Origin of the sequence: Pseudomonas aeruginosa (assembly GCF_001457615.1) — a bacterium.
Classification (GTDB): Bacteria; Pseudomonadota; Gammaproteobacteria; order Pseudomonadales; family Pseudomonadaceae; genus Pseudomonas; species Pseudomonas aeruginosa.
This window is the reverse complement of the sequence record NZ_LN831024.1, coordinates 3,751,700-3,774,164: the sequence shown is the minus strand read 5'-3', so window position 1 is coordinate 3,774,164 and position 22,465 is coordinate 3,751,700. Positions and strand designations below refer to the sequence as shown.

The 22,465-nt window shown below is 66.9% G+C and carries 19 protein-coding genes; 6 read left to right on the top strand and 13 right to left on the bottom strand.

Translation table 11 applies throughout. The features are described 5' to 3' along the window. Positions 1-21: 21 nt before the first annotated feature. The 3 genes from AT700_RS17220 (at position 22) to AT700_RS17210 (ending at position 4,066) form a co-directional block, all read left to right on the top strand. Complete coding sequence (locus tag AT700_RS17220; protein ID WP_023097789.1) at positions 22-1,251, top strand: hypothetical protein; 1,230 nt, start codon at positions 22-24, stop codon at positions 1,249-1,251. Between the two features lie 117 nt (positions 1,252-1,368). Beyond that, positions 1,369-3,273 (top strand): molecular chaperone HtpG, encoded by a 1,905-nt coding sequence (htpG, locus tag AT700_RS17215; protein ID WP_003087446.1) that lies wholly within the window; start codon positions 1,369-1,371, stop codon positions 3,271-3,273. Positions 3,274-3,340: 67 nt separating this feature from the next. Further along, entirely contained in the window at positions 3,341-4,066 is a 726-nt protein-coding gene (locus AT700_RS17210) for a dienelactone hydrolase family protein (RefSeq protein ID WP_003122896.1), read from the top strand. A gap of 10 nt (positions 4,067-4,076) precedes the next feature. Here AT700_RS17210 and panB read toward each other — a convergent pair whose 3' ends face one another. Then, positions 4,077-4,898, bottom strand: coding sequence for a 3-methyl-2-oxobutanoate hydroxymethyltransferase (panB, locus tag AT700_RS17205; RefSeq protein ID WP_003087450.1), 822 nt, complete (start codon positions 4,896-4,898; stop codon positions 4,077-4,079). Between the two features lie 80 nt (positions 4,899-4,978). Here panB and AT700_RS17200 point away from each other — a divergent pair, with 80 nt between their 5' ends. Then, on the top strand, positions 4,979-5,761 hold the full coding sequence (locus AT700_RS17200; RefSeq protein ID WP_048521156.1) for an AraC family transcriptional regulator: 783 nt from the start codon (positions 4,979-4,981) through the stop codon (positions 5,759-5,761). A gap of 10 nt (positions 5,762-5,771) precedes the next feature. Here AT700_RS17200 and AT700_RS17195 read toward each other — a convergent pair whose 3' ends face one another. From AT700_RS17195 to AT700_RS17175, 5 genes are all read right to left on the bottom strand, one after another. Further along, positions 5,772-7,073 (bottom strand): cytochrome c, encoded by a 1,302-nt coding sequence (locus AT700_RS17195; protein WP_009876196.1) that lies wholly within the window; start codon positions 7,071-7,073, stop codon positions 5,772-5,774. 49 nt (positions 7,074-7,122) lie between these two features. Then, positions 7,123-9,369: a xanthine dehydrogenase family protein molybdopterin-binding subunit gene (locus tag AT700_RS17190; RefSeq protein WP_009876197.1), complete on the bottom strand. Its 2,247-nt coding sequence runs from the start codon at positions 9,367-9,369 to the stop codon at positions 7,123-7,125. Then, on the bottom strand, positions 9,366-9,857 hold the full coding sequence (locus AT700_RS17185) for a (2Fe-2S)-binding protein (RefSeq protein ID WP_003097907.1): 492 nt from the start codon (positions 9,855-9,857) through the stop codon (positions 9,366-9,368). The genes AT700_RS17190 and AT700_RS17185 overlap by 4 nt, the downstream gene beginning before the upstream one ends. Before the next feature lie 206 nt (positions 9,858-10,063). Continuing rightward, positions 10,064-10,486: a MarR family winged helix-turn-helix transcriptional regulator gene (locus tag AT700_RS17180; RefSeq protein ID WP_003087460.1), complete on the bottom strand. Its 423-nt coding sequence runs from the start codon at positions 10,484-10,486 to the stop codon at positions 10,064-10,066. A gap of 38 nt (positions 10,487-10,524) precedes the next feature. Further along, positions 10,525-11,430, bottom strand: coding sequence for a substrate-binding periplasmic protein (locus AT700_RS17175; protein ID WP_024928692.1), 906 nt, complete (start codon positions 11,428-11,430; stop codon positions 10,525-10,527). Here AT700_RS17175 and AT700_RS17170 point away from each other — a divergent pair. Together AT700_RS17170 and AT700_RS17165 are read left to right on the top strand one after the other, a co-directional pair. Next, the gene (locus tag AT700_RS17170) at positions 11,429-12,463 is read left to right on the top strand and encodes an amidohydrolase family protein (RefSeq protein ID WP_048521155.1); all 1,035 of its coding nucleotides are present in this window, start codon (positions 11,429-11,431) and stop codon (positions 12,461-12,463) included. The genes AT700_RS17175 and AT700_RS17170 overlap by 2 nt on opposite strands. Before the next feature lie 68 nt (positions 12,464-12,531). Further along, entirely contained in the window at positions 12,532-13,008 is a 477-nt protein-coding gene (locus AT700_RS17165) for a DUF3859 domain-containing protein (protein ID WP_003087466.1), read from the top strand. 140 nt (positions 13,009-13,148) lie between these two features. Here AT700_RS17165 and AT700_RS17160 read toward each other — a convergent pair whose 3' ends face one another. From AT700_RS17160 to AT700_RS17130, 7 genes are all read right to left on the bottom strand, one after another. Further along, positions 13,149-13,589, bottom strand: coding sequence for a winged helix-turn-helix transcriptional regulator (locus AT700_RS17160; RefSeq protein ID WP_003087468.1), 441 nt, complete (start codon positions 13,587-13,589; stop codon positions 13,149-13,151). A 105-nt stretch (positions 13,590-13,694) separates the two neighbouring features. Further along, entirely contained in the window at positions 13,695-15,320 is a 1,626-nt protein-coding gene (locus AT700_RS17155) for a methyl-accepting chemotaxis protein (RefSeq protein WP_003097894.1), read from the bottom strand. Between the two features lie 154 nt (positions 15,321-15,474). After that, a complete protein-coding gene (gene fabB / locus AT700_RS17150; protein ID WP_003087471.1) occupies positions 15,475-16,692 on the bottom strand; it encodes a beta-ketoacyl-ACP synthase I in 1,218 nt (405 codons plus the stop codon). Positions 16,693-16,703: 11 nt separating this feature from the next. Then, positions 16,704-17,219 carry a 3-hydroxyacyl-[acyl-carrier-protein] dehydratase FabA gene (gene fabA, locus AT700_RS17145; protein WP_003087475.1) on the bottom strand — a complete coding sequence of 172 codons (516 nt, stop codon included), beginning with the start codon at positions 17,217-17,219 and terminating at the stop codon, positions 16,704-16,706. A 188-nt stretch (positions 17,220-17,407) separates the two neighbouring features. Then, on the bottom strand, positions 17,408-19,363 hold the full coding sequence (locus AT700_RS17140) for an ATP-binding protein (protein ID WP_003114254.1): 1,956 nt from the start codon (positions 19,361-19,363) through the stop codon (positions 17,408-17,410). Beyond that, positions 19,360-20,118, bottom strand: coding sequence for a hypothetical protein (locus AT700_RS17135; protein ID WP_003132907.1), 759 nt, complete (start codon positions 20,116-20,118; stop codon positions 19,360-19,362). Before AT700_RS17135 ends, AT700_RS17140 begins: the two co-directional genes overlap by 4 nt. A 171-nt stretch (positions 20,119-20,289) precedes the next feature. Further along, a complete protein-coding gene (locus tag AT700_RS17130; RefSeq protein ID WP_048521154.1) occupies positions 20,290-22,398 on the bottom strand; it encodes a TonB-dependent receptor plug domain-containing protein in 2,109 nt (702 codons plus the stop codon). Positions 22,399-22,465: the final 67 nt, after the last annotated feature.

Sequence of the window (22,465 nt, the reverse complement as noted above, 5' to 3'; positions counted from 1 at the left end):
AAGTGGGCTGAGGATATCGCGATGGATGCCTTGCTGATTCTGGGCGGCCTGCTGCTGATGGTCGCCGGCTATATCTGGGTCATCGTCCTGGCCTTCGGTACCGGTCTGCTGTGGGGTTACGGCAGCCTTTTCCCGCCGGTGGCGCTGGCCTATATCGGCGTGCACTGGCGTACGGCGCGCAAGGGCGTCGGGCTGGCCGCGCTGGGTTGCATCCCGCTGGTGGTCGGCCTGGCGCTGCTGGCCAGTCACGACGCTGCGCGGCTGGAGGCGATCCTCAGCCTGCGCTGGCTGAAGCCGGAGGCCAGGCCGCCGGCGGAACTGGCCATCGCGCTCAGCGGGGAGTTCAACGGCAAGCCTTTCGCGCCGCAGAGCGGCGAGTTGATCGGCGGCGTGCTGAGCCTGCGCCAGGGGCACGATTTCTACGCCCAGCGCGAGCTGCAGATCCGCCTTCCGGCACAGCCGCTCGGGGCGCTGCGCCTGGATGTGCTGCCCGAGGACGGCGGCGCGTTGCCAGAAGTCGAGCTGAGCTGGCTGCAACCGGATCAGGACCTGCCCGAGGCACGTCGTCTCCTGCGTGGCTATACCTTGCACCTGGACCTGCGGCCCAAGGCGCCGAACCGCCTGGAGGGCGAGTTCCACCTGAGCCTGCCGAGCGACTACCGGACCACCCTCAGCGGCCACGTCGAGCTGTATACCGACCGGCTGCGCTATCGGCACGGCAAGGTCGACCTGGGCTACGACTCCGACGATACCCTGGCCCTGGTCTTGCGCGATTATCTGCAGCGACGTTTCGCCAGCCGCGACGTCAGCCTCGTGCGGGCGCCGTCCTGGCGCGCGGCCAGCCATGCGCGGCCGCTGCGTATCGAGGCCCTGGTGGCCGGCCAGGCTCAGGTGCTGGAGCTGACGCTGGAGAAGAACGCCCGGCGGGAGTGGACGGTGCGCGGCGACGCGTTCCCCGCCTTGCCGGCGGAGCCTGCGACCGTGGCCGCGGCGGCGCCGCCCGAGCCGCAGGCGCTGCCGGCGCCGGGCAACGCCACCCTCGACCTGGAGCTGGTCCAGGTCGAACCGCAGCGCTACAGCCAGCGCCTGGTCAAGGCCACGACGGTACGCGGGCGTATCGCCGAGGGCCGTTTCACCGGCCTCGACAGCGAGGGGCGCCTGGTGATCCGCCGGGAAATGCCCGGTGCGGGGGAGGTGAGCTACCTGTTGCGCCCGGCGGAGATCGCCCGTCTCGAACTGCTCGAACGCTAGTCGTCGCACGACGGTGCGCGGTTTTTTCGCATAAGCGCTTGAAAAGCCGGAAGAAGGCCCCACCTAGGGGACATCCGCCGTGGTACGCGGCTTATGTCATTGATGGAGCTTGGAGCGATGAGCGTGGAAACCCAAAAAGAGACACTGGGCTTTCAGACTGAAGTGAAGCAACTGCTTCACCTGATGATTCATTCTCTCTATTCGAACAAGGAAATCTTCCTCCGCGAACTGATTTCCAACGCCTCGGACGCCGCCGACAAGCTGCGTTTCGAAGCCCTGGCCAATCCCGAGCTGCTCGAGGGCGGCGCCGAGCTGAAGATCCGCGTCAGCTTCGACAAGGAAGCCAACACCGTCACCCTGGAAGACAACGGCATCGGCATGAGCCGCGAGGATGTGGTGACTCACCTGGGCACCATCGCCAAGTCCGGGACCGCCGACTTCCTGAAGAACTTGTCTGGCGACCAGAAGAAGGATTCGCACCTGATCGGCCAGTTCGGCGTCGGTTTCTACAGCGCCTTCATCGTCGCCGACAAGGTCGATGTCTACTCCCGTCGCGCCGGCCAGCCGGCCAGCGAAGGGGTGCACTGGTCGTCGAAGGGCGAGGGCGAGTTCGACGTCGCTACCATCGACAAGCCCGAGCGCGGTACCCGCATCGTCCTCCACCTGAAAAAGGGCGAGGAGGAGTTCGCCGATGGCTGGCGCCTGCGCAACGTGATCAAGAAATACTCCGATCACATCGCTTTGCCGATCGAGCTGCCCAAGGAATTCCACGGCGAAGAGGCCGACAAGCCGGCCGAGCCGGAATGGGAAACGGTCAACCGCGCCAGCGCGCTGTGGACCCGTCCGCGCGCCGAGGTGAAGGACGAGGAATACCAGGAGTTCTACAAGCACGTCGCCCATGACTTCGAGAACCCGCTGAGCTGGAGCCACAACAAGGTCGAAGGCAAGCTGGAATACACCTCGCTGCTCTACGTGCCGGGCCGCGCGCCGTTCGACCTGTACCATCGCGAGGCGCCACGAGGCCTGAAGCTGTACGTACAGCGCGTGTTCATCATGGACCAGGCCGACGAGTTCCTGCCGCTGTACCTGCGCTTCATCAAGGGTGTGGTCGACTCCAACGACCTGTCGCTGAACGTCTCCCGGGAAATCCTGCAGAAGGATCCGGTGATCGACTCGATGAAGTCGGCGTTGACCAAGCGCGTGCTGGACATGCTGGAGAAGCTGGCGAAGAACGAGCCGGAGCAGTACAAGACCTTCTGGAAGAACTTCGGCCAGGTCCTCAAGGAAGGCCCGGCGGAAGACTTCGGCAACAAGGAGAAGATCGCCGGCCTGCTGCGCTTCGCCTCCACCGGCGACGATTCGGGCGAGCAGAGCGTAGCGCTGGCCGACTACATCGGTCGGATGAAGGAAGGCCAGGACAAGATCTACTACCTCACCGGCGAGAGCTACTCGCAGGTGAAGAACAGCCCGCACCTGGAAGTCTTCCGCAAGAAGGGCATCGAGGTGCTGCTGCTCACCGATCGCATCGACGAGTGGCTGATGAGCTACCTGCCGGAGTTCGACGGCAAGCAGTTCGTCGATGTCGCCCGCGGCGACTTGGACCTGGGCAGCCTAGACTCGGAAGAGGACAAGAAGGCCCAGGAAGAAGTCGCCAAGAGCAAGGAAGGCCTGATCGAGCGCCTGAAGAAGGTGCTCGACGAGCAGGTCAGCGAAGTCCGCGTTTCCCACCGCCTGACCGATTCGCCGGCGATCCTCGCCATCGGCGAACAGGACCTTGGCCTGCAGATGCGCCAGATCCTCGAGGCCAGCGGGCAGAAAGTGCCGGACTCGAAGCCGATCTTCGAGATCAACCCGCAGCATCCGCTGATCGAGAAGCTGGATGCGGAGCCGGACGAGGACCGCTTCGGCGAGCTGTCGCATATTCTCTTCGACCAGGCCGCCCTGGCCGCGGGGGACAGCCTCAAGGATCCGGGCGCCTACGTACGCCGACTGAACAAGCTGCTGGTGGAGCTGTCCGCTTAAGCAGTAGCCCCGACAAAGCCCGCTTCGGCGGGCTTTGTCTTTTCCAACTCTCGCAGGAGCAGTACCCATGAGTGAGATTCGTGTAGAGCCGGTCGCCTACGACATCGATGGGCAGCCGTACGAAGGTCAACTGGTGTACGACGCCAGCCACGCGGGGCCGCGCCCGGGCCTGCTGATGGCGCCGAACTGGATGGGCGTGAGCGCCGCCGCGCTGGACATCGCCCGGCAGGTCGCCGGCCGTGGGCACGTGGTGCTGGTCGCGGACCTCTACGGCAGGGACGTGCGTCCGCAGAACGGCGACGAGGCGGGCGCGGCGATGATGCCGCTGAAGAACGACCGGGCCCTGCTGCGCAAGCGCATGCAGGCAGCGCTGGCGGCCTTGCGCGGACAGGCGCTCGCGGCTGTCGATACGACCCGCCAGGCCGCCTTCGGTTTCTGCTTCGGCGGTTGCTGCGTGCTGGAGCTGGCTCGCGACGGCGCCGAGCTGAAGGCCTTCGTGTCCTTCCATGGCACCCTGGATACGCCGGACCCGGCGCATGCCAGGAACATCAAGGGCGCGGTACTGGTCCTCGACGGTGCCTCCGATCCGCTGGTGCCGCGCGAGCAGTTGCCGGCCTTCGCCAGGGAGATGACCGATGCCGGCGTCGACTGGCAGCTCACCAGCTACGGCGGCGCGGTGCATTCCTTCACCGATCCGAACGCCAAGCTGCCGGGCAAGATGCACTATGACGCCAGGACCTCCCGGCGTGCCTTCCAGGCGATGGACGACCTGCTGGCGGAAGTCTTCGCCTGAGACCGCCGGCTCACTCGCGCATGGCGAAGCAATGCCTGGCCTCGGGGAAGCGCCGTTCGCGCACGTCCTCGGCGAAGCGCCGGGCCGCCTCGTCGATTTCCCGGTCGAGGCGCGCGTAGCGTTCGACGAAGCGCGGTACCTGTTCGCCGCTTAGCCCGAGCAGGTCCTCGCTGACCAGTACCTGGCCGTCGCAGGCCGGCGAGGCGCCGATACCGATGCAGGGGATCGCCAGTTCTTCGCTAAGGCGACGGGCCAGCGGCTCGCCTACGCCTTCGATGACCACCGCGAAGGCGCCGCCGCGCTGCATGGCGAGGCCGTCGCGGCGTACCCGTTCTGCGCTTTCCGGGTCACGCCCCTGGGCCTTGAAGCCGCCCATGGCGTTGACCTGCTGCGGCATCAGGCCGATATGGGCGAGCACCGGTATGCCACGGCGTACCAGGAAGTCCACGGTTTCTTCCATTTCCTCACCGCCTTCCAGCTTCACCGCCTGGGCGCCGCTGTCGGCCAGCAGGCGTGCGGCGTTGCGGAACGCCTGTCGGGGCGATTCCTGGTAGCTGGCGAACGGCAAGTCGGCCACCACGCAGGCGCGCCGACTGCCGCGCATCACCGCCAGGGTGTGGGCGACCATCATCTCCAGGCTCACTCCCAGGGTGCTGGGCATGCCATAGAGCACCATGCCCAGCGAATCGCCGACCAGCAGCAGGTCGGCATGCGGATCGAGGAGGCGGGCCATGGGCGTGCTGTAGGCGGTCAGCGCCACCAGGCTGCCGGCACCCTTGCGGCGCTGGATATCGGGAACGGACAGGCGATGTTGCGGGCGATGACTGCTCATGGCGTGGCTCCGGTTTGTCTATGGGGAGCCACACGCTAACATCGGCCGCGCACCGCTCACTCGACGGATGGGGACAACCGATGCCGCAAACGGGACAAGAACGCGACCTGCCGCGATTCCGCAGCCTGCCCTGCGCGGTGTACCTGCGCGCCTTCGAGATGCCCACCGGGCACCGGGTGGAGATGCACGAGCACCCCTGGGGCCAACTGATGTACGCCGCCAGCGGCACCTTGCGCGCCAGCACCGAGCGGCACAGCTATCTGGTGCCGGCGCAGCGGGCGCTGTGGATTCCGCCGGGCGTCCGGCACGCCGCGGAGGCTTGCAACCCTGTGCTGTTCCGCAGTCTCTACCTGGATCGTTCGCTGCCCGGCGGTTGCCGGGTACTGGAGGTGTCCGGCCTGCTGCGCGAACTGTTGCTGCGGGCGGCGGAGTTTCCCCGTGAATATCCGCCGGGTGGCGAGGCCGAGCGTCTCATGCAGGTGGTCGCCGATGAGGTCGGGCGCCTTCGCGAGGCGCCGCTGAACCTGCCGTTGCCTGGCGACCCGCGCTTGCGCCGGATCACCGACGCGCTACAGGCGGATCCCGCCGATCCGCGCGGCATCTCGGATTGGGCGGGACTGGTGGGGGCGTCCCGACGGACCCTGGCGCGGTTGTTCCGCGAGCAGACCCAGTTGTCGTTTCGCGAGTGGCGCCAGCGCCTGCGTCTGCTCAACGCGGTCGCCGCGCTGGAGGAGGGCGCCAGCGTGACGCGGGTGGCCAGCGACCTTGGCTACGACTCCACCTCGGCGTTCATCAGCCTGTTCCAGCGTCATTTCGGCCAGACCCCCGGTTGCTTCGCCCGCTCCCTGCGCTTGCCCAACTGAGCCGCATGCTTCAGGGCGCCGCCTGTCGGCGCAGGCTTGCCGCCTTGGCCGCGAGGTCCGGCCAGGCGGGCTTGCCGGCGAAACGCTCGCGCAGGTAGTTGGCCAGGGCGGCGACTTGCCGGTCGTCGAGGCTGTGGCGGAAGCCGGGCATATAGCCGAGGTCGCCGGTGGCCGGGCTGTGGATGCCGTCGAGGATGATCCGCAGCAGGTTGTCCGGGCTGTCCGCATGCACATTGCTGTTCAGCGCCAGGGATGGACGCACGCCGAAGAAGCGCGGTCCGTCGCCGTCATGGTGGCAGGCCAGGCAGGCCCCGGCGAACAGGCGCGCGCCGCTGCCGCTGGGCGGTTGCACGCGGCCGTAGCCCTGCCGGTCGAGGCGTTGCGCCTGTTGCTGATCGGTTTCCCCGGCCGGGGCAGCGGCGTAGGACGCAAAGTAATGGGCCAGGGCCCGCAGGTCCTCGTCCGACTGCTTGGCCAGGCCTTCGCCGACCACTGGCGCCATCGGCCCGCTGGCGACCCCGTGGTAGGCCGAATAGCCGTGGCGGAGGTAGGCGTAGAGGGCCTCCTCGCTCCAGGCGATGGGCGCCGGCGAACTGGCGTTCAAGGCTGGCGCGGTCCAGCCCTCCGCCTCGCCGCCGGCGAAGTGCGCGCTGCCGGACTTTTCCGCGCCGAGCGCATTGCGCGGCGAGTGGCAGGCGCTGCAATGGCCGAGGCCTTCGGCGAGATAGGCGCCGCGGTTCCATTGCTGGTTGCGCGTCGGCTCGTCGCGGTAGGCGCCGGGCTCCAGGAACAGCAGGTTCCAGCCGGCCATCAGCTGGCGTTGGTCGAAGGGGAACGGCAGCTGGTTGGCAGGCGTTTCGCTGTGCACCGCCGGCTGGCTCATCAGGTAGGCGTACAGGGCCTTCAGGTCTTCGTCGCGAGTCCTGGTGAAGGCGGTGTAAGGGAACGCCGGATACAGGTAGCTGCCGTCGCGGGCCACGCCATGCCGCATGGCCCGCTCGAAGGCGGGGTAGGACCAGCCACCGATGCCGCTCGCGCGATCCGGCGTGAGGTTGCTGCTGTAGATCGTCCCGAACGGCGTCGGCAAGGCCCGTCCGCCGGCGTTGCGCGGGCCGCCTTCGCGAGTGTGGCAGACCGCGCAGTCGCCGAGGGCGGCGAGGCGTTCGCCGCGGGCGATCTGCTCGGCGCTGAAGGGACCGGGTGTGCCTTCCAGTGGCCCGATGGCCGGTTGCCAGGCGTAGCCGAGGGCGATGGCGGCGAGCGCGACGAGGCTGCCGGAGGCCCAGAGGCCGATGCGTGTTGCCTTCTTCATCTGTCAGTCATCCACTGCGCGGGGCGCCGCGGCGCCCCGGGGAAAAGGATCAGGCCTGCGCGCTGCGCAGCGCCGCGAGTACGCGTTCCGGAGTGAACGGCACCTGTCGCAGGCGCGCCCCGGTAGCGTCGAAGATCGCATTGGCGATGGCCGCGGCGCTGGGCACCGAGGCTGACTCGCCAGCGCCCATCGGTGGCTGCTCGGGGCGGTCGAGCAGCAGTACGTCGATCTCCGGCAGTTCGGGGAAGCCGAGGATCGGGTAGCCGCCCCATTCCAGGCTGGTGACGCCACGGCGGTCGAAGGTGGCGAACTCCTTGAGTACCCGGCTGGTGGACTGGATGACGTTGCCGTGGACCTGGTGCCTGACCCCATCGGGATTGACCATCTGCCCGCAGTCATGGGCGACCCAGACCTTGGCGACGCGCACCGCGCCGTTCTCCGGGTTCACCTCGACGTCGACGATCCAGGCGGCCCAGGCGGCGCCGAAACCGGGAAACTTGCTGTGGAAGTAGCGCGCATAGGCGAAGCCGCGTCCCTTCAGCAAGCCGTCCCGGCGCGCCTCTGGGTTGGGGGAGGTGCGTGGCTGCCAGCCGGAGCGGGCGACCAGGGCGTCGATCAGCGCCAGGGCGCGCTGGTCGTCCAGGTAGCGGCGGCGGAAGGCGATGGGGTCGATGCCGGCCAGGTGCGCCAGTTCGTCGACGTAGGACTCATGGGCGAACACGTTCGGCAGCGCCGAGACGCCGCGCATCCAGGACGCGCGGACGATGGGGGCGGCGTCGTTGGCCACCACCCGCATCCGCGGGTAGCGGTATTGCGGGATCGCGGTGCGGTCGCCCATGTCGGCCACCTGCGGGGTGGCCGGGATTCGCCCGGTGAGGAGCAGGGCCAGGGTCGGCGCGCCGTTGGAGGGGTAGCAGGTGGCGAAGTCGTAGGCCGCCACCCGGCCTTGCTCGTCGAGACCGCCGCGGACCTCGATCAATTGCGCGGTGCCTTTCGGTTCCCAGCCATGTTCCTGTTCGCGCATCAGTTGTACCCGCACCGGCCGGCCCACTGCCTGCGCCAGGAGCACGGCGTCGGCGCTGACGTCGTCGGCGCCGTTGCGTCCGTAGCAGCCGGCGGCTTCCATGCGAATCACCTCGATGTCCCCGGTCTCGCGCTGCAGCAGCCTGGCCAGGTCGTTGCGCAGGTCGTGCGGGTTCTGCGTGCCGGACCAGACGCGAGCGCGCTGCGCATCGACCTCGGCGAGGGCGCAGGAAGGGCCGATGGAGGCGTGCAACTGGTAGGGCCAGACATAGGTGGCCGACAGCGGCCGGGCGATGCCCGCGAGGTGCTGCTCGAGACCGGGTGAGTCGTGCAGCGTGCGTGGCTTCTTCGGATGCCGGCGAAGCGTGTCCTCGAGCCGGTCGGGTTCCAGCGGCGGCAGGCCCTGCCAGTCCTTCCAGCGCACCTTGAGCTGGCGCGCGGCGCGGATCGCCTGCTCCTCGCGTTCGCAGACCACGCCGACGAAGTCGCCGATCACGACCACCTTGACCAGCCCCGGCAGCCCGGCGACCGAGCTTTCGTCCACCGCCAGCAGGCCGCTGCCGAGCGGGGCGCTGACATCCGCGCCGGTATAGGGCGGGCGTACCACTCGCCCATGCAGCATGCCGGGCAAGCGCATGTCGTGGACATAGGTCAGTTGACCGGTCAGCTTCGCCGGGATGTCCACCCGACGCACCGGCTTGCCGACCAGACGGTACTCGCTGCGCGGCTTGAGCGGCGCCTTGCCGTCGATGTTCAGGTTGAAGCGCTGGCCTCGCAGCAACTCGCCGTAGCCGATCCGTCGCTGCGGATTGGCGGCGGCGAAGACCTGGCCGTTTTCGCTGCGCAGGCTGTCCGGATGCACCGGGAAATGGCTTCCGGCCTGGCGCAGGAGGAAGCGCCGGGCTTCGGCGGCGGCCTGGCGCAGCGGCACGGCGCTGACCTGGATGCTGGCGCTGGCGATGGTCGGCCCCTGGTCCGGTGTGCGACGGGTGTCGCCGAGGATCATCTCGACCTGCTCGAACGCGACGTCCAACTCTTCGGCGACAATCTGCGCCAGTGCCGTGCGGATGCCGGTACCAAGGTCGACGTGGCCGCAGAAGGCGGTGACCTTGCCGTCCGCGGCAATGGCGATGAACGAGTCGACCTGGTCCAGCGGCAGGTCGGTGGCGCCCTGCTCGGCAAGGGCGAGCAGCGGGGCGGGCAGGTTGACGGTGACCAGCAGCAGGCCGCCGGCCTTGAGGAAGCCGCGTCGCGAGGGATTGGCCAGGCTCATGCCGGGTGCTCCTCCTGATGCTCCTTCAGGCTCTCGGCGGCACGCCGCACGGCCTTGAGAATCTCCACATGGGTGCCGCAGCGACACAGGTTGTAGGCCAATTCCTGGCGGATCTCGCCGTCGCTGGGGTTCGGGTTGCGATCCAGCAACGCCTTGGCGGTCATCACCATGCCGTTGATGCAGTAGCCGCATTGGGCGGCCTGTTCGTCGATGAAGGCCTGTTGCAGCGGATGGGGATGGGCGGCATCGCCGAGTCCTTCGAGGGTAACCACCCGGCGGCCTACGGCGGCCTCCACCGGGGTGATGCAGGAGCGGGTGGCGACGCCATCCATCAGCACGGTGCAGGCGCCGCACTCGCCGAGGCCGCAGCCGAACTTGGGACCGTTCAGTTGCAGGTCGTTGCGCAGGACATAGAGCAGGGGGGTATCGGGGGCGACATCGAGGCGCAGGGACTGACCGTTGACGGTCAGGGCAAGGGCATCGCTCATGGCGGTTTCTCCCCATGCCGGCGGCATGGCTGTTCATCAGGCGGATATCCCGTCAGCCGTGCCTGGTAGCATGCGGCTATGCGGGAATTTGTTTGTATACAAACATGTTATGAACGCCTGCGGTGAACTGTCAATGGCAGGCCGCTACGACGAAAGGCGCAGCTCCGGGCGACGCAACGCGGACAAAAGGATAGACCGCAATGGCCTCAGGTCAGGCGAGCGAGCAACCCGCGCAGGGTTTCCTGTTCTTGCGGGGAGAGGGGGGCCAAGGCCTGCCGGTTGATCTCGCGGGCGGCCGCCAGGCCGGCCTCGAGTTCGGCGCGTCCGGCAGGACTGAGGCTGACCAGCAGGCGCCGGCCGTCGTCCGGATCGGCGCTGCGCTGGATCAGTCCCCGTTTGTCCAGGCGCTCGACGACGCCCTTGATGGTCGCGGCGTCCATGGCGGTGAGTCGGCCGAGCTGGTTCTGCGGGCAGGGTCCGGTCTCGCCGAGGCGGACCAGGGCGGCCCACTGGGTGGGTGTCAGGCCGTTGCCGATGCCATTGGCGAACAACGCTGCATAGCGCTGGTTGGCCTGGCGCAGGATGAAGCCGATCTGGTCGTCGAGGCGGTACGGGGTGGTACGGGACATGCTGGGCATCGGTGGTGGCGTGAAGGCCTCATTCTAGCTCACGGCCGGTACCAGAGTGCCTCGCGCTGAAAAGGAGTTTTTCTTGGAAGATAGGGGTTTTTCAGCTCGATTATTCTCCGCTGCCGAAGGGCAAGCTTTTCCAGCCGCGTCTTGAAATGTCGCTCGAACAGCCGTTCGAAGCTACCGTCGGCAATCGCCTTCTCCAGGCCCTGGCGAATGGCCTCGGCCAGTTCCGGGCGTTGACGCGAAACGAAGAAATAGAAGGCCGCGGGGTAGTGCAGGGCCAGGTGCTGGTCGATCGCCAGGTGCAGCCCGGCGCGGGAGGCGTCCTCCAGTTCTCCGTCGATCACTACGACCTCGCGGGGGAAGACCTCGAAGCGGCCGGCATCGAGCATGCGGAACAGGCTCTCGTAGTTCTGGCTGGTCTTCACCTCCAGGCCGTTGGCGCGCAGGATCGGTGTGTCGGCCCAGTCCTGGCGCTGGCCGAAGCGCAGGCGGCGGAGATCGTCGAGGGTCCGCACCGAGGCCAGGATATCCTTGTTGGCGGCGCTGACCAGGGGGATGCGCCAGCCGATCAGGCCGCGATAGATCGGAATGCGGATCGGCAGCAGGGTCTCTTCCAGGTCGTCGCGGGACTGCGCCCACATCACCTGCAGGCCCGGATCGTCCTGCTCCAGGCGCAGTTGCGCACGGGACTGCGGCATGGGCTGCGCGCTGGGCTCCAGGCGGTAGTCGCCGCCGCTCCTGGCCAGCGCCAGTTGCAGCAGCTCGACGACGTAGGGTTCGGGGTTGCGCCCTTCGGAATGGCGCGGATAGATCACCCGTTCGCCAGCCCCGGCATGCCAGGCCAGCAGGCCGAACAGCAGGGCCAGCCAGCGGAGCGGCGAACCCTGGCCGAGCGGCAGCGGTCTATGTTCACTCAGGCCTATCAGGAGGAATGCCATGGCTGGCCCCCGTACGCGTGCCCTGTTTTTGACATTGTTCGCCCTGTCCCTGGTGACATCCTTGACCCATGCCAGGGATTATCGCTACAGCGACGCTCACGTGCACTATGTGGATTTCTTCCAGGAAAGCGAAGGCATGCCGCGGCTGCTGGAGGCGATGGACAAAGGCCGGGTCGACCATGTGATGCTCAGCGGCGTCGCGGTCGCCAAGAAATGGCACGAGGACGAGCCGAAGCGGCCGCGCTACTACGCTGGTGACGATGCCGGAGCCTATTGGTACAGCGCCACCGACGTGATCGTGGCGGCGGCGGTGAAATCCCTGCCAGCCGAGCAGCGGCGGCGCGTGCATCCGTTCCTGACCGGTTTCAACCCGACCGACAAGAACGCCGACGCGCACATCCGTCGCATGCTGGAGCTGGACCCGGGACTCTGGCAGGGCATCGGCGAGATCTTTACCCGTCACGACGACCTCACCGCGCTGACCTACGGCGACGTGCCGAGGGCCAACAACGAGGCGCTGGCGCGGGTCTATCACCTGGCCGCCGAATTCGACCTGCCGGTGTTGCTGCACGCCAACGTCACTTCCAAGCGCGAACGCAACCCGCTGTACCTGGCGGAAATCGAGGAGCCCCTGCGCAATCACCCGCATGTGCGGTTCATCTGGGCCCATGCCGGGACCAGCATGGAGATCCATCGCCACCAGAAGAAACTGGACTTCCTCCTGCCGACCCTTCGGCGTCTGCTACAGCGCTACCCGAACCTCTACATCGACCTGTCCTGGTCGGTGTTGCGCCCGTACCTGCTGGACGAGCAGGGCAAGCCCGATCCGCAGTGGCTGGCACTGGTCGAGCGGTTTCCGCAACGCTTCATGCTCGGTTCCGATGTGGTCGGCCAGTTCGACAGCCTGCCCGAGTTGATGGCGAGCTTCGATCCGTTCCTCGACGCCTTGCCCGAGCAGGTCGCTCGCCAGGTGGCGCGGGACAACTTTCTGGCGGTGCTGCCGCGCCAGCCCGCCGATCCGCGAGGCGAATAACCCGGATTCGTCATCAGTCTGTCATGCCGGCGTCATAGGCTCGCGCCAGTCCCATCCAGGAGTGAGTCATGTCCTTCATCCGTTCTTGCATCAGTCGTTCCGTCTTCCTGCTCGGCGCCGGCGTCGCCGTGGCGGCGCAGGCCGAGGTGCGTATCGACGGCCCCATCGAATATGGCGTGTTCGAAAGCCGCTACCAGGATTTCCAGCCCGGCGAACGGGTATTGACCCGTAGCGAGCAGAACATCCAGCAGACCACCGAAGTCCCGGCCAAGCTCGGCACCAAGTTCGGCATGCGTTATCAACTCAGCGGCAAGCAGGAAGGCGATACGCCTTTGACGCTGCTCTACCTCACCCCGGGCGTGGTCACTCCGGATGGTCAGCGGCATGACAAGTTCGAAGTGGTGCAGAAGCTGGTGCCGGGCGCGCCGACCGATGTCATGGCCTACGAATTCACCGAGCCGCACGAAGTGGTGAAGGGCGAATGGCGGTTGATGGTGTTCCAGGGCGATCGCCTGCTGGCGGAGAAATCCTTCGACGTGCGCTGAGCGCGAGCCATGCAAAGCGCTGGTTTTCTTGTGTGGCGTGGATAACGCGGGGGCGCCATTCGCTCTACCGGGCAAGGGTTGCCTGCGTGCGGTAGGGCGGCGTACGAACGGATGCCGACGGTAGCCTGTTCGTCCTTCGATCAGTCCCTGCTGACCCGGGTATCTTCCGCGGCGAGCGGACTGCCGTCGCCGGCGCGTACCTGCAGGCGCGGCACCGGCTGGCCGCTGTCGCGCTCGACCAGGCGGACATGGGATTCGTCCGGGGCGAAGAAATAGTCCTCGCCCCACTGCCGAATCGCCACCAGCAGGGGGAAGAGCGCGCGTCCCTTGTCAGTCAGGCGGTATTCCTGGTGACTGCCGCTTTCGGCCGGGACCGCCACCATCACGCCGTGCTCCACCAGGTTGCGCAGGCGCGCCGCCAGGATGTTCTTGGCCAGGCCGAGGCTCTTCTGGAATTCGCCGAAGCGCGTCAGTCCTTCGAAGGCATCGCGCACGATGAGCATCGACCAGCCGTCGCCGATCACGTCCAGCGGGCGGGCGACTGGACAACTGGCTTGCTTGTGGCTGGTGCGCTTGACCATCTGGGCGGCTCCGGAGGGGGAGAGGATCGGGTTTCATGGTAAAACCCGGGCTTCACGCTGGGCAACCGGAGGAAGTGCGCCGCCGTGAGACGGCGCACGGCATGGTCAGACGACGAAGCGGGTGACCATGTTGTTCAGGTCGATGGCCAGTTGCGACAGTTCCTGGCTGGCGGCGGCGGTCTGGTTGGAGCCGGCGGACGTCTGCAGCGAGATGTCGCGGATGTTCACCAGGTTGCGGTCGACCTCGCGGGCCACCTGGGCCTGCTGCTCGGAGGCGCTGGCGATCACCAGGGTACGCTCGTTGATCTGGCCGACCCGCTCCGCGATCTCGTTCAGCGCCAGGCCGGCGGCTTCGGCGATCTCCAGCATGTTGCGGGCGCGTACGCTGCTGCTGTCCATGGCGCCGACCGCGGCGCCGGTGCCTTCCTGGATGTTGGCGATCATCTGCTCGATCTCGCGGGTGGATTCCTGGGTGCGATGGGCGAGGGCGCGAACCTCGTCGGCGACCACGGCGAAACCGCGGCCCTGCTCGCCGGCGCGAGCCGCCTCGATGGCCGCGTTGAGCGCCAGGAGATTGGTCTGTTCGGCGATACCGCGGATCACGTCGAGGACCTTGGAAATGTCCTGGGCCTTTTCCGCCAGGCCGCCGACCAGCGCCGAGGTATTGTCCACTTCTTCGCTCATCAGGCGGATCGCCTGGACCGTCTCCAGTACCCGCTGGCGTCCGTTCTGCGCCGATTGCTCGGAGGCGGACGAGGCGTCCGAGGTGGAGCTGGCGTTGCGCGCCACTTCCTCGACGGCGGCGGTCATCTCGTTGACCGCGGTGGCGGCCATCTGGATTTCGTCGTTCTGCTGGGTCAGCGAGCGGTTGCCCTGCTCGGTGACGGCGCTGAGTTCCTCCGCGGCGGAGGCCAGTTGGGTCGCCGAGCTGCCGATCTGCTGGATGGTCTGGCGCAGTTGTGCCTGCATGCCCTGGAGGGCGACCAGCAGCTTGGCCGGTTCGTCGCGGCCAGAGGTGTCGATGCGGCTGGTGAGGTCGCCGGAAGCGATCACCTCGGCCACTCGCAGCGCCTCGCCGATCGGTTGGGTGATGCTGCGGGTGAACAGCCAGGCCAGTACCACGGTAGCGAGGCCGGCGACCAGCAGTACGCCGATCACTGCGGCGAAGGCGCTGTCATAGACCTCATCGGCCGTGTGGCTGGCCTGGCTGGCGCCCTTGACGTTGAAGTCGATCAGCGCCTGCAGTTGCTGCTGGGTGGCGCGGTACTGGTCGAGCAAGGTGCTTTCGGTGTACTGGCGGGTCTCTTCCAGCGGCTTGCTGCGCGACATCTGCACCAGGGTCTGCTGGCTTTGCAGGAGCGTCTGCCGGGTAGCCAGGTAGCGCTCGTAGATCGAGCGCTCGTCGGCACCACTGATCAGCCGTTGGTAGGCGCCCTCGCGATCGGTCAGTTCCTTGCCGATTTCCGTCATGCGGCTTTCCAGGAAGCGCTTGCTGCTATCGTCCGCCGCCAGCACATGGGCCAGTTGCACCTGCCGCAGTTCGGCGAGCAGAACGTTCAACTCGGCGCTTTCGCGGACGCTAGGCAGCCAGTTGTCGCTGATGTCCGAAGAGGCTTCGTTGAGCGAACCCATCCGGTTCAGGGAAAAGATGCCGGTGATGACCAGCAGGGCGGTGATCAGGGCGAAACTCAGGGCGGCACGGGTCGCGATGGGCATACTGCGCAAAGACATGATGGCGGATTCCAGGGGGCAGGAAGAGGGACGGGGCTGACCAGTACTATCGGCAGGCAGGGCGGGAGGTTTAGCCCGTTCATGCAGTCCGGGTAAAGAAACGCTGGGTACAAAAAAGCGCCCCGGAGGGCGCTTCATGCGGCGATGGAGGGAATCAACCCTGCCAGCGCTTGAGGACCAGGGTGGCGTTGGTGCCGCCGAAGCCGAAGCTGTTGCTCATGACGGTATCGAGCTTGGCGTTCTCGCGGGTCTCGCGGAGAATCGGCAGGTCGGCCACTTCCGGGTCGAGTTCGTCGATGTTGGCGGAGCCGGCGATGAAGCCGCCCTCCATCATCAGCAGGCAATAGATCGCCTCGTGCACGCCGGCGGCGCCCAGCGAGTGGCCGGACAGGCTCTTCGTCGAGCTGATGGCCGGCGCCTTGTCACCGAACACTTCGCGCACGCCTCGGATCTCGGCGACGTCGCCGACCGGGGTGGAGGTGCCGTGGGTGTTCAGGTAGTCGATCGGCGCGTCGACGGTGGCCAGCGCCTGCTGCATGCAGCGGATCGCGCCTTCGCCGCTCGGGGCGACCATGTCGTAGCCGTCGGAGGTGGCGCCGTAGCCGACGATCTCGGCGTAGATCTTGGCGCCGCGCTTGAGCGCATGCTCCAGCTCCTCGACCACCACCATGCCGCCGCCGCCGGCGATGACGAAGCCGTCACGCTTGGCGTCGTAGGCGCGGGAGGCCTTTTCCGGCGTCTCGTTGTACTGGGTGGAGAGGGCGCCCATGGCGTCGAACAGGCAGCTCTGGCTCCAGTGTTCCTCTTCGCCGCCGCCGGCGAAGACCACGTCCTGCTTGCCCAACTGGATCTGTTCCATGGCCTGGCCGATGCAATGCGCGCTGGTGGCGCAGGCGGAGGAGATCGAGTAGTTGACGCCCTTGATCTGGAACGGCGTGGCCAGGCAGGCCGATACGGTGCTGCCCATGGTGCGGGTCACGCGGTATGGGCCGATGCGCTTGACGCCTTTCTCGCGCAGGGTATCGATGGCTTCCATCTGGTTCAGGGTGGAAGCGCCGCCGGAGCCGGCGATCAGGCCGGTGCGGGGGTTGGAAATCTGTTCCGGAGTCAGGCCGGAGTCCTTGATCGCCTGCTCCATCGCCAGGTAGGCGTAAGCGGCGGCATCGCCCATGAAGCGGAAGACCTTGCGATCGATCAGCTCTTCGAGGTTCAGGTCGACCGAACCGGAAACGTGGCTGCGCAGGCCCATCTCGGCGTAGGACGGATTGAAGCGAATGCCGGGCCGACCCGCACGGAGGTTGGCGGAAACGGTGTCTTTGTCATTGCCGAGGCAGGAAACGATGCCCAGACCGGTGATAACGACGCGACGCATGCGGATAACCCTTAGAAGCTGTCAGTGGAGGTGAACAGGCCGACGCGGAGGCCTTCGGCACTGTAGATTTCGCGGCCATCGACGCTGACGGTGCCGTCGGCGATGGCCAGGACCAGCGAACGATTGATCGTGCGCTTGATATGAATGTTATACGTGACCTTCTTCGCTGTCGGCAGAACCTGACCGAAGAACTTCACTTCGCCCGAACCCAGGGCGCGGCCGCGGCCGGGGTTGCCCTGCCAGCCGAGGTAGAAACCGACCAGCTGCCACATGGCATCCAGGCCCAGGCAACCGGGCATGACCGGATCGCCTTCGAAGTGACAGGCGAAGAACCACAGGTCCGGGTTGATATCCAGCTCGGCGACCAGCTCGCCCTTGCCATACTTGCCGCCGACATCGCTGATGTGAACGATGCGATCGATCATCAGCATGTTGGGGGCGGGAAGTTGCGCGTTACCCGGGCCGAACAGCTCGCCGCGACTGCAGCGCAGCAGGTCTTCTCGGGTGAAGGCGTGTTGTTTGGTCATGCGAGCTCCTCAAAAATCCCTGAACTGCAGGGTTGTGGCGGTTCGTCCAGCGGCCGTCGCGCCGGGTTATTGTATCGGCGTCGCAGCGGCAGCCTAGTCATAGACTGTTGCGTTGCGGTGAAAGTCACAGTGTCCGGCGAACAGATGTTCACTTTATTCCCGCGTCCGCTTGCCGCCCTTGTCGTAGATCATTCCGGCTCCCCTCGTCCGGTTTCGTTCGACGTCACGGGGAGTTCCGGCTGCGAGCCGATCCAGCGTTGCAGTATGCGTTGCAATTCCGCCCGTTTGAATGGCTTGGCCAGGTAATCGTTCATTCCCGCCTGCAGGCAGTTCTCCCGATCGCCCTGCAGGGCGTTGGCGGTCAGGGCGATGATCGGTACCCGCCGGCCGTTCTCCTGGGCCCTGATTTCCCGTGTCGCCGAGTAGCCGTCGAGCACCGGCAGGCGGCAGTCCATCAGGATCGCGTCGTAGCGCTGGCGCTCGGCGCTGCGCACCGCCTGGATACCGTCGGCGACCAGGGTGACGCGATAGCCGAGGCTGCGCAACATGGCTTCTATGACTGTCTGGTTCACCGGATTGTCCTCGACCAGGAGGATTTCCTGACCGGCGGCGACCGGGGCGGCGTCGCCAGCGGCCTGCTGCCGGTGCGCCGGCGACTGCTGGAAGGGCAGCGGAATCTCCAGGGTGAAGGTCGATCCCGAGCCTTCCTTGCTCTCTGCCTGCAGGGTGCCGCCCATCCGTTCCGCCAGCGTCCTGGCGATCGCCAGGCCGAGCCCGGTGCCGCCGTAGCGCCGGGAAATCGACGAATCCGCCTGCTGGAAGGCGTCGAACATATGTTCCAGGCGTTCCGGCGAGATGCCGATGCCGCTGTCGTGCACCGCGCAGGTCAGCCACAGTACGTCGTGATCGAGCGCCTGCCACTCCAGGCTGAGATGGATGGCGCCTTCCTCGGTGAATTTCAGCGCATTACCCAGCAGATTCACCAGGATCTGTCGGATACGCGTCGGATCGCCGCAGACCTCGATATTCTCCAGGCCGGCCTGGATCTGCAATTCCAGCGCCAGTCCGCGTTGCTGGGCGCTGTGCTGGAACACCAGGGCGGAGCCTTGCACCAGTTCCAGCAGGTTGAAGGGAATGCACTCCAGTTCCAGCGCGCCGCGTTCGATCCTTGAGAAATCGAGAATGTCGTTGATGACCTTCAGCAGGTGTTCGGTGGACTCGGTGGCCAGCGCCGTGTACTCGGCCTGTTCGCGGGTCTGCTCGGTGGTTTCCAGCAGTTGCAGCATGCCCAGCACGCCGTTCATCGGGGTGCGAAGCTCGTGGCTCATCATCGCCAGGAAGTCGGACTTCGCCCGGTTCGCCTGCTCCGCTTCCTCGCGGGCGCTGATCAATTGGCCGATCGCCTGTTCCTGTTCCCGGCTCGCGCGGTCCAGCCCGCTGGCGAGATTGTTGATGTGACGGGCCAGGTCGCCGATCTCGCCGTCGTCGAGGATCGGCAGGCTGGTCTTGTAGTCGCCGCTCTGGATCGCCTCGACCGCCTGGCCCATGGTGCTGATCGGCGCCGACAGGCGCTGCGCCAGGCGGCGCGCGACGAGGAAGGTGAGGATCAGGGCGAAGGCGGCCAGCAGGGCGGCCTTCAGGAGGATTTCCTGTTGCCGCTGGCTGAAGGCGTCGTTGGACATGCCGACCACCACCCGGCCGAGGTAGTCCTCGCCGGACTGGCCGTCGCCTTCGCTGGCGCCGTCCAGCAGCGGGTCGCTGGCCAGGGCGATGCGCTGGCGCTGGATGGTGGAGTGGAAGATGTCGATCGGCGCGGCGTTCTGCAACGCGCCGGACAACTGTTCGACGTACACCAGGATATTGTCGTTGCGGTCGCGTACCTCGATGAAGCGCACATGCGGGGTGTCGAGGGTGGCCTGCAGCAGCTTCTGCAGCACGGGCGTGTTGCCGGCGATCACGCCGTATTCGGCGGCCGGCGCCAACTGGTCGGCGATCAACTGGCCGGTATGGGTCAGTTCCTGGCGCAGGTCCTGCAAGCGGGAGTAGGTGAAGTAGGCGGTGAGCAGCAGGGTCAGCAACAGCGCCGGGCCCAGGCTGATCGCCAGCATGCGGGTACGGATGTCCCAGCCGTGGCGCTGGCTCATGGTTCTTCTCCTTCGGCGAGGCGCCGGCCGAGGTCGGCGTCGCTGGCCAGGTCGATACCCAGGGAGCGGGCTACCTGCCGATTGCCGAGCACCTTGAAATGTCCTGGATAGAGGCTGAGGGGCCAGTGCCTGGGCGCCTGGCCGAGCAGTTCGTCGAGGGTGTCCAGCCAGTCCTCCTGGTCGCTGTAGCTGCTCGCCAGGCTGCCGGCCTTGACGAAGGCTGCGGTGGGTCCGAGCAGCGCGCGGTTCTTGGCGTAGCTGCCGAGCAGCAGGCTCTTGATGCTCTGCGAGTTGTACAGCTGTTTGTCGTCGATGCCGAGCAGCAGGTCACTATTGCCGAGCAGGAACTGCAGCGGGCGCGGGTCGTCGTTGCCGCTGCTGCTGGCGACGAACAGCTCGAGCCCCTGGCTGCGGGCCTCGCGACGAAGCTCGTCGAGGAGGAATTCGCTGTCCTTGCCGTAGAGCACGCCGATGCGCTGGATGCCCGGCAGGATCAGGCGCGCCAGGCGGAGCTGGCGGGCCGCCGGCGGGTCGCTCCAGAGTACGCAGAGCCCTCCGACGCCGTGTCCGCCATGCCCGTTGGCGCCTGGCAGCAGGCGCTGGCCATCGACCCGGTTGAGCAGCAGCGCCAGGGTCGGTGGCGCCCGGTGCTGGCGCAGGCGCCAGGCCAGGGCCTCGGGGCCGAGCAGGAGCAGGCGGGTGTCGTCGTTGAAGACCATCCCCTCCGCCAGGGCCGCGGGCGTGCGCAGTTCCACCTGGTCCTGCGGCCGTCGCTGCGACAGGGCGTCGCGAAAGGCGTTCACCGCGGCCCCCTGGTTGGCGCTGACCAGGACCAGTTGCGCGGCCTCGCCGACATGCGCGAGACAGCAGACGACGAGCGCGAGCAGCGCCTGGAAAGCCCGACGGGCGGGGCGCAAGCGACGCATCTAGAACGTCACCTCGGCGCTGAAGTAGAGCAGGTGGCGGCTGTCGTAGCGGTTGTCGGGAAACGTCAGCGGTTGGTCGTCGAGACGCTGTTGGAGCACGCCGGCCAATTCCAGGGCGGCCTTGCCCAGGGTAATGCGCTTGGCCAGGCGCAGGTCGACGCGTTCGAAACGATGTCCATTGAGCGAATCGTCGCCGTAATAGAAGAGGGCGCTGGACCAGCCTTGGCCCCAGTCGTGCATCCAGCCGGCCGAGCCGCCGTGGCGGGCGGTCAGGCGCCGGTCGTAGCGACTGGTGGCGTCGTAGTCGAGATAGGCGTAGGTGGCGCGCAGGCGGTCGCGTAGGCCCAGGCGCCAGTCGAGCTGGCCTTCCGCGCCGGAGAAGCGGATGCGATCGCCGTTGTCCGGACTGAAGTCGACGACGCTGAGCGGATCGCTGATCAGTCCGGTGATTTCCTCGTGGAACAGGCGTACATCCACGGCCAGTCCGGTCTCGCGGAAAAAACCGTTGTAGCCGATCTCGCGCGAACGGGTGTGTTCCTTGCCCAGGTCGCCGGGGCCGTGGGCGCTGGCGAAGTAGTAGGCTTCGCTCTGCCCATAGGGCGCCGGTGTCAGGTGGCGGACTCGGTAGCGCCAGTCGACGTCGTTTTCGTACATGCCCGGTGACCGCACTGCCTCCGAATAGACCGCGCGCAGGCTGTGCTGGGGGTTGAACAGGTAGTTCACCGCCAGCCGCGGGCTGAACGAACTGCCGGAGCCCTCGACGTCTTCGAGCATCCCCCCGCCCTGCAGCAGCCAGTGTTCGCCGGCATGCCACTCCAATTGGCTGAACAGCCGCCAGATCTGGCTGCTGACCCTGCCGCCGTAGAAGGTCTCGGAGTTTGCCTGGTCGTAGCGGTAGCTCAGGCCGTTCAGCAGGCGCAGGTTGTCGCCCAGGCTGAGGGTGTCCTGCATCTCCAGGTCGTAGCGGCTTTCCCGGATGTTGCGGTCGACCCGTCCGCAGACCGGACGCAGTCCGCCATTGCGTAGCTGGTCGAGGACCTGGGTCGCCAGTTGCAACTCCTGGGCGCTGCCGGGCGGCAGCCGGGTCGGATCGTCGGCGAACCTGCGCAGGTAGTCCGGGTTCAGTTCCCAGAGCTGCGCCAGTTGCGGGCTGAAGGCAATGGCCGCCTCGCAGGCGTTCCATTCCTGCCGGCGCTCCCAGTGCTGTGCGTAGCCTTGTATATAGAAGCTGTGGCGCGGGTCGAGGTCGACATTCCAGCGCAGAGAACCGGCATAGTCGTGGGCGAGCGTATCGGAGTTGTCGATGTCGTCGGGAACCTGGGGAAACGGCGAGCGGTAGGCGTAGGGGTGCTGGTTCGAGCCTTCCTTGGCCGCCAGTTGCCACTCCAGGCTCTGGTTCGGCGCCAGGCTGTGGCTGGCGTTGAGGTTGAAGCGGCTGAGCCGGCGGCCGTCGCGCAGGGCGTGACCGTCGTGGTCGCGGTCGAAGCCGTCGTCTTCCTGGCCGGACAGCGACAGGCGGAAGTCGCTGTCTTCCAGGGCGATGCTCTGGCTGGCGTACCAGTCGCGGATGCCGCGCTGGCCCGCCGTGTACTTCAGGCGCGTGCCGGGCGACTCGCCGGGGGCGCGGGTGATGATGTTGATCACCCCCATCAATGCGTTGGCGCCGTAGCTGACGGTATTCGGCCCACGGAACACTTCGATCCGCTCGACATCCTCGAGGGCCAGCGGCAGGTCGCTCCAGTCGACGCTGGCAAGGCCCGGGCGGTACACCGAGCGGCCGTCGATCAGCACCTGCAGGCGCCGCGCCCCCGACATGCTGGTGCCGTGGTAGTTGACCGTGGGCTGGTTGCCGGACAGGTAGCCGACCATCATGCCCGGGACCAGGCGCATCAGTTCGGGAATGTCGCGGGCGCCGCTGGCGACGATCAGCTCGCGGTCGAGCACGCTGATGCTGCCGGGAACTTCCGCCGGGGATTGTTTCAGGCGTGTCGCGGTCAATACTTCGGGAACGCCGCTGGGATCGTTGAACAGGTCGGCGGCCGCGAGCTTGCCGCCGAACAGCAGGGCCAGCAGGGTCAGGGAGGCGGGAGCACGTGAAGCGATGGGCACGGAACGACCTTGTTCTCGATAGGTATTGTCTAGCCCGGGCATGGTAAACGAGGCGCGGGCTTTTGCC

Bases quoted from the DNA above. Each gene is read 5' to 3' on its own strand.
- AT700_RS17210 (WP_003122896.1), top strand. From the start codon at position 3,341: ATGAGTGAGATTCGTGTAGAGCCGGTCGCCTACGACATCGATGGGCAG.
- htpG (WP_003087446.1), top strand. From the start codon at position 1,369: ATGAGCGTGGAAACCCAAAAAGAGACACTGGGCTTTCAGACTGAAGTG.
- fabA (WP_003087475.1), bottom strand. From the start codon at position 17,219: ATGACCAAACAACACGCCTTCACCCGAGAAGACCTGCTGCGCTGCAGT.
- fabB (WP_003087471.1), bottom strand. From the start codon at position 16,692: ATGCGTCGCGTCGTTATCACCGGTCTGGGCATCGTTTCCTGCCTCGGC.
- AT700_RS17195 (WP_009876196.1), bottom strand. From the start codon at position 7,073: ATGAAGAAGGCAACACGCATCGGCCTCTGGGCCTCCGGCAGCCTCGTC.
- panB (WP_003087450.1), bottom strand. From the start codon at position 4,898: ATGAGCAGTCATCGCCCGCAACATCGCCTGTCCGTTCCCGATATCCAG.
- AT700_RS17140 (WP_003114254.1), bottom strand. From the start codon at position 19,363: ATGAGCCAGCGCCACGGCTGGGACATCCGTACCCGCATGCTGGCGATC.
- AT700_RS17160 (WP_003087468.1), bottom strand. From the start codon at position 13,589: ATGGTCAAGCGCACCAGCCACAAGCAAGCCAGTTGTCCAGTCGCCCGC.
- AT700_RS17170 (WP_048521155.1), top strand. From the start codon at position 11,429: ATGGCTGGCCCCCGTACGCGTGCCCTGTTTTTGACATTGTTCGCCCTG.
- AT700_RS17185 (WP_003097907.1), bottom strand. From the start codon at position 9,857: ATGAGCGATGCCCTTGCCCTGACCGTCAACGGTCAGTCCCTGCGCCTC.
- AT700_RS17180 (WP_003087460.1), bottom strand. From the start codon at position 10,486: ATGTCCCGTACCACCCCGTACCGCCTCGACGACCAGATCGGCTTCATC.
- AT700_RS17155 (WP_003097894.1), bottom strand. From the start codon at position 15,320: ATGTCTTTGCGCAGTATGCCCATCGCGACCCGTGCCGCCCTGAGTTTC.
- AT700_RS17175 (WP_024928692.1), bottom strand. From the start codon at position 11,430: ATGGCATTCCTCCTGATAGGCCTGAGTGAACATAGACCGCTGCCGCTC.
- AT700_RS17190 (WP_009876197.1), bottom strand. From the start codon at position 9,369: ATGAGCCTGGCCAATCCCTCGCGACGCGGCTTCCTCAAGGCCGGCGGC.
- AT700_RS17200 (WP_048521156.1), top strand. From the start codon at position 4,979: ATGCCGCAAACGGGACAAGAACGCGACCTGCCGCGATTCCGCAGCCTG.
- AT700_RS17220 (WP_023097789.1), top strand. From the start codon at position 22: ATGGATGCCTTGCTGATTCTGGGCGGCCTGCTGCTGATGGTCGCCGGC.
- AT700_RS17165 (WP_003087466.1), top strand. From the start codon at position 12,532: ATGTCCTTCATCCGTTCTTGCATCAGTCGTTCCGTCTTCCTGCTCGGC.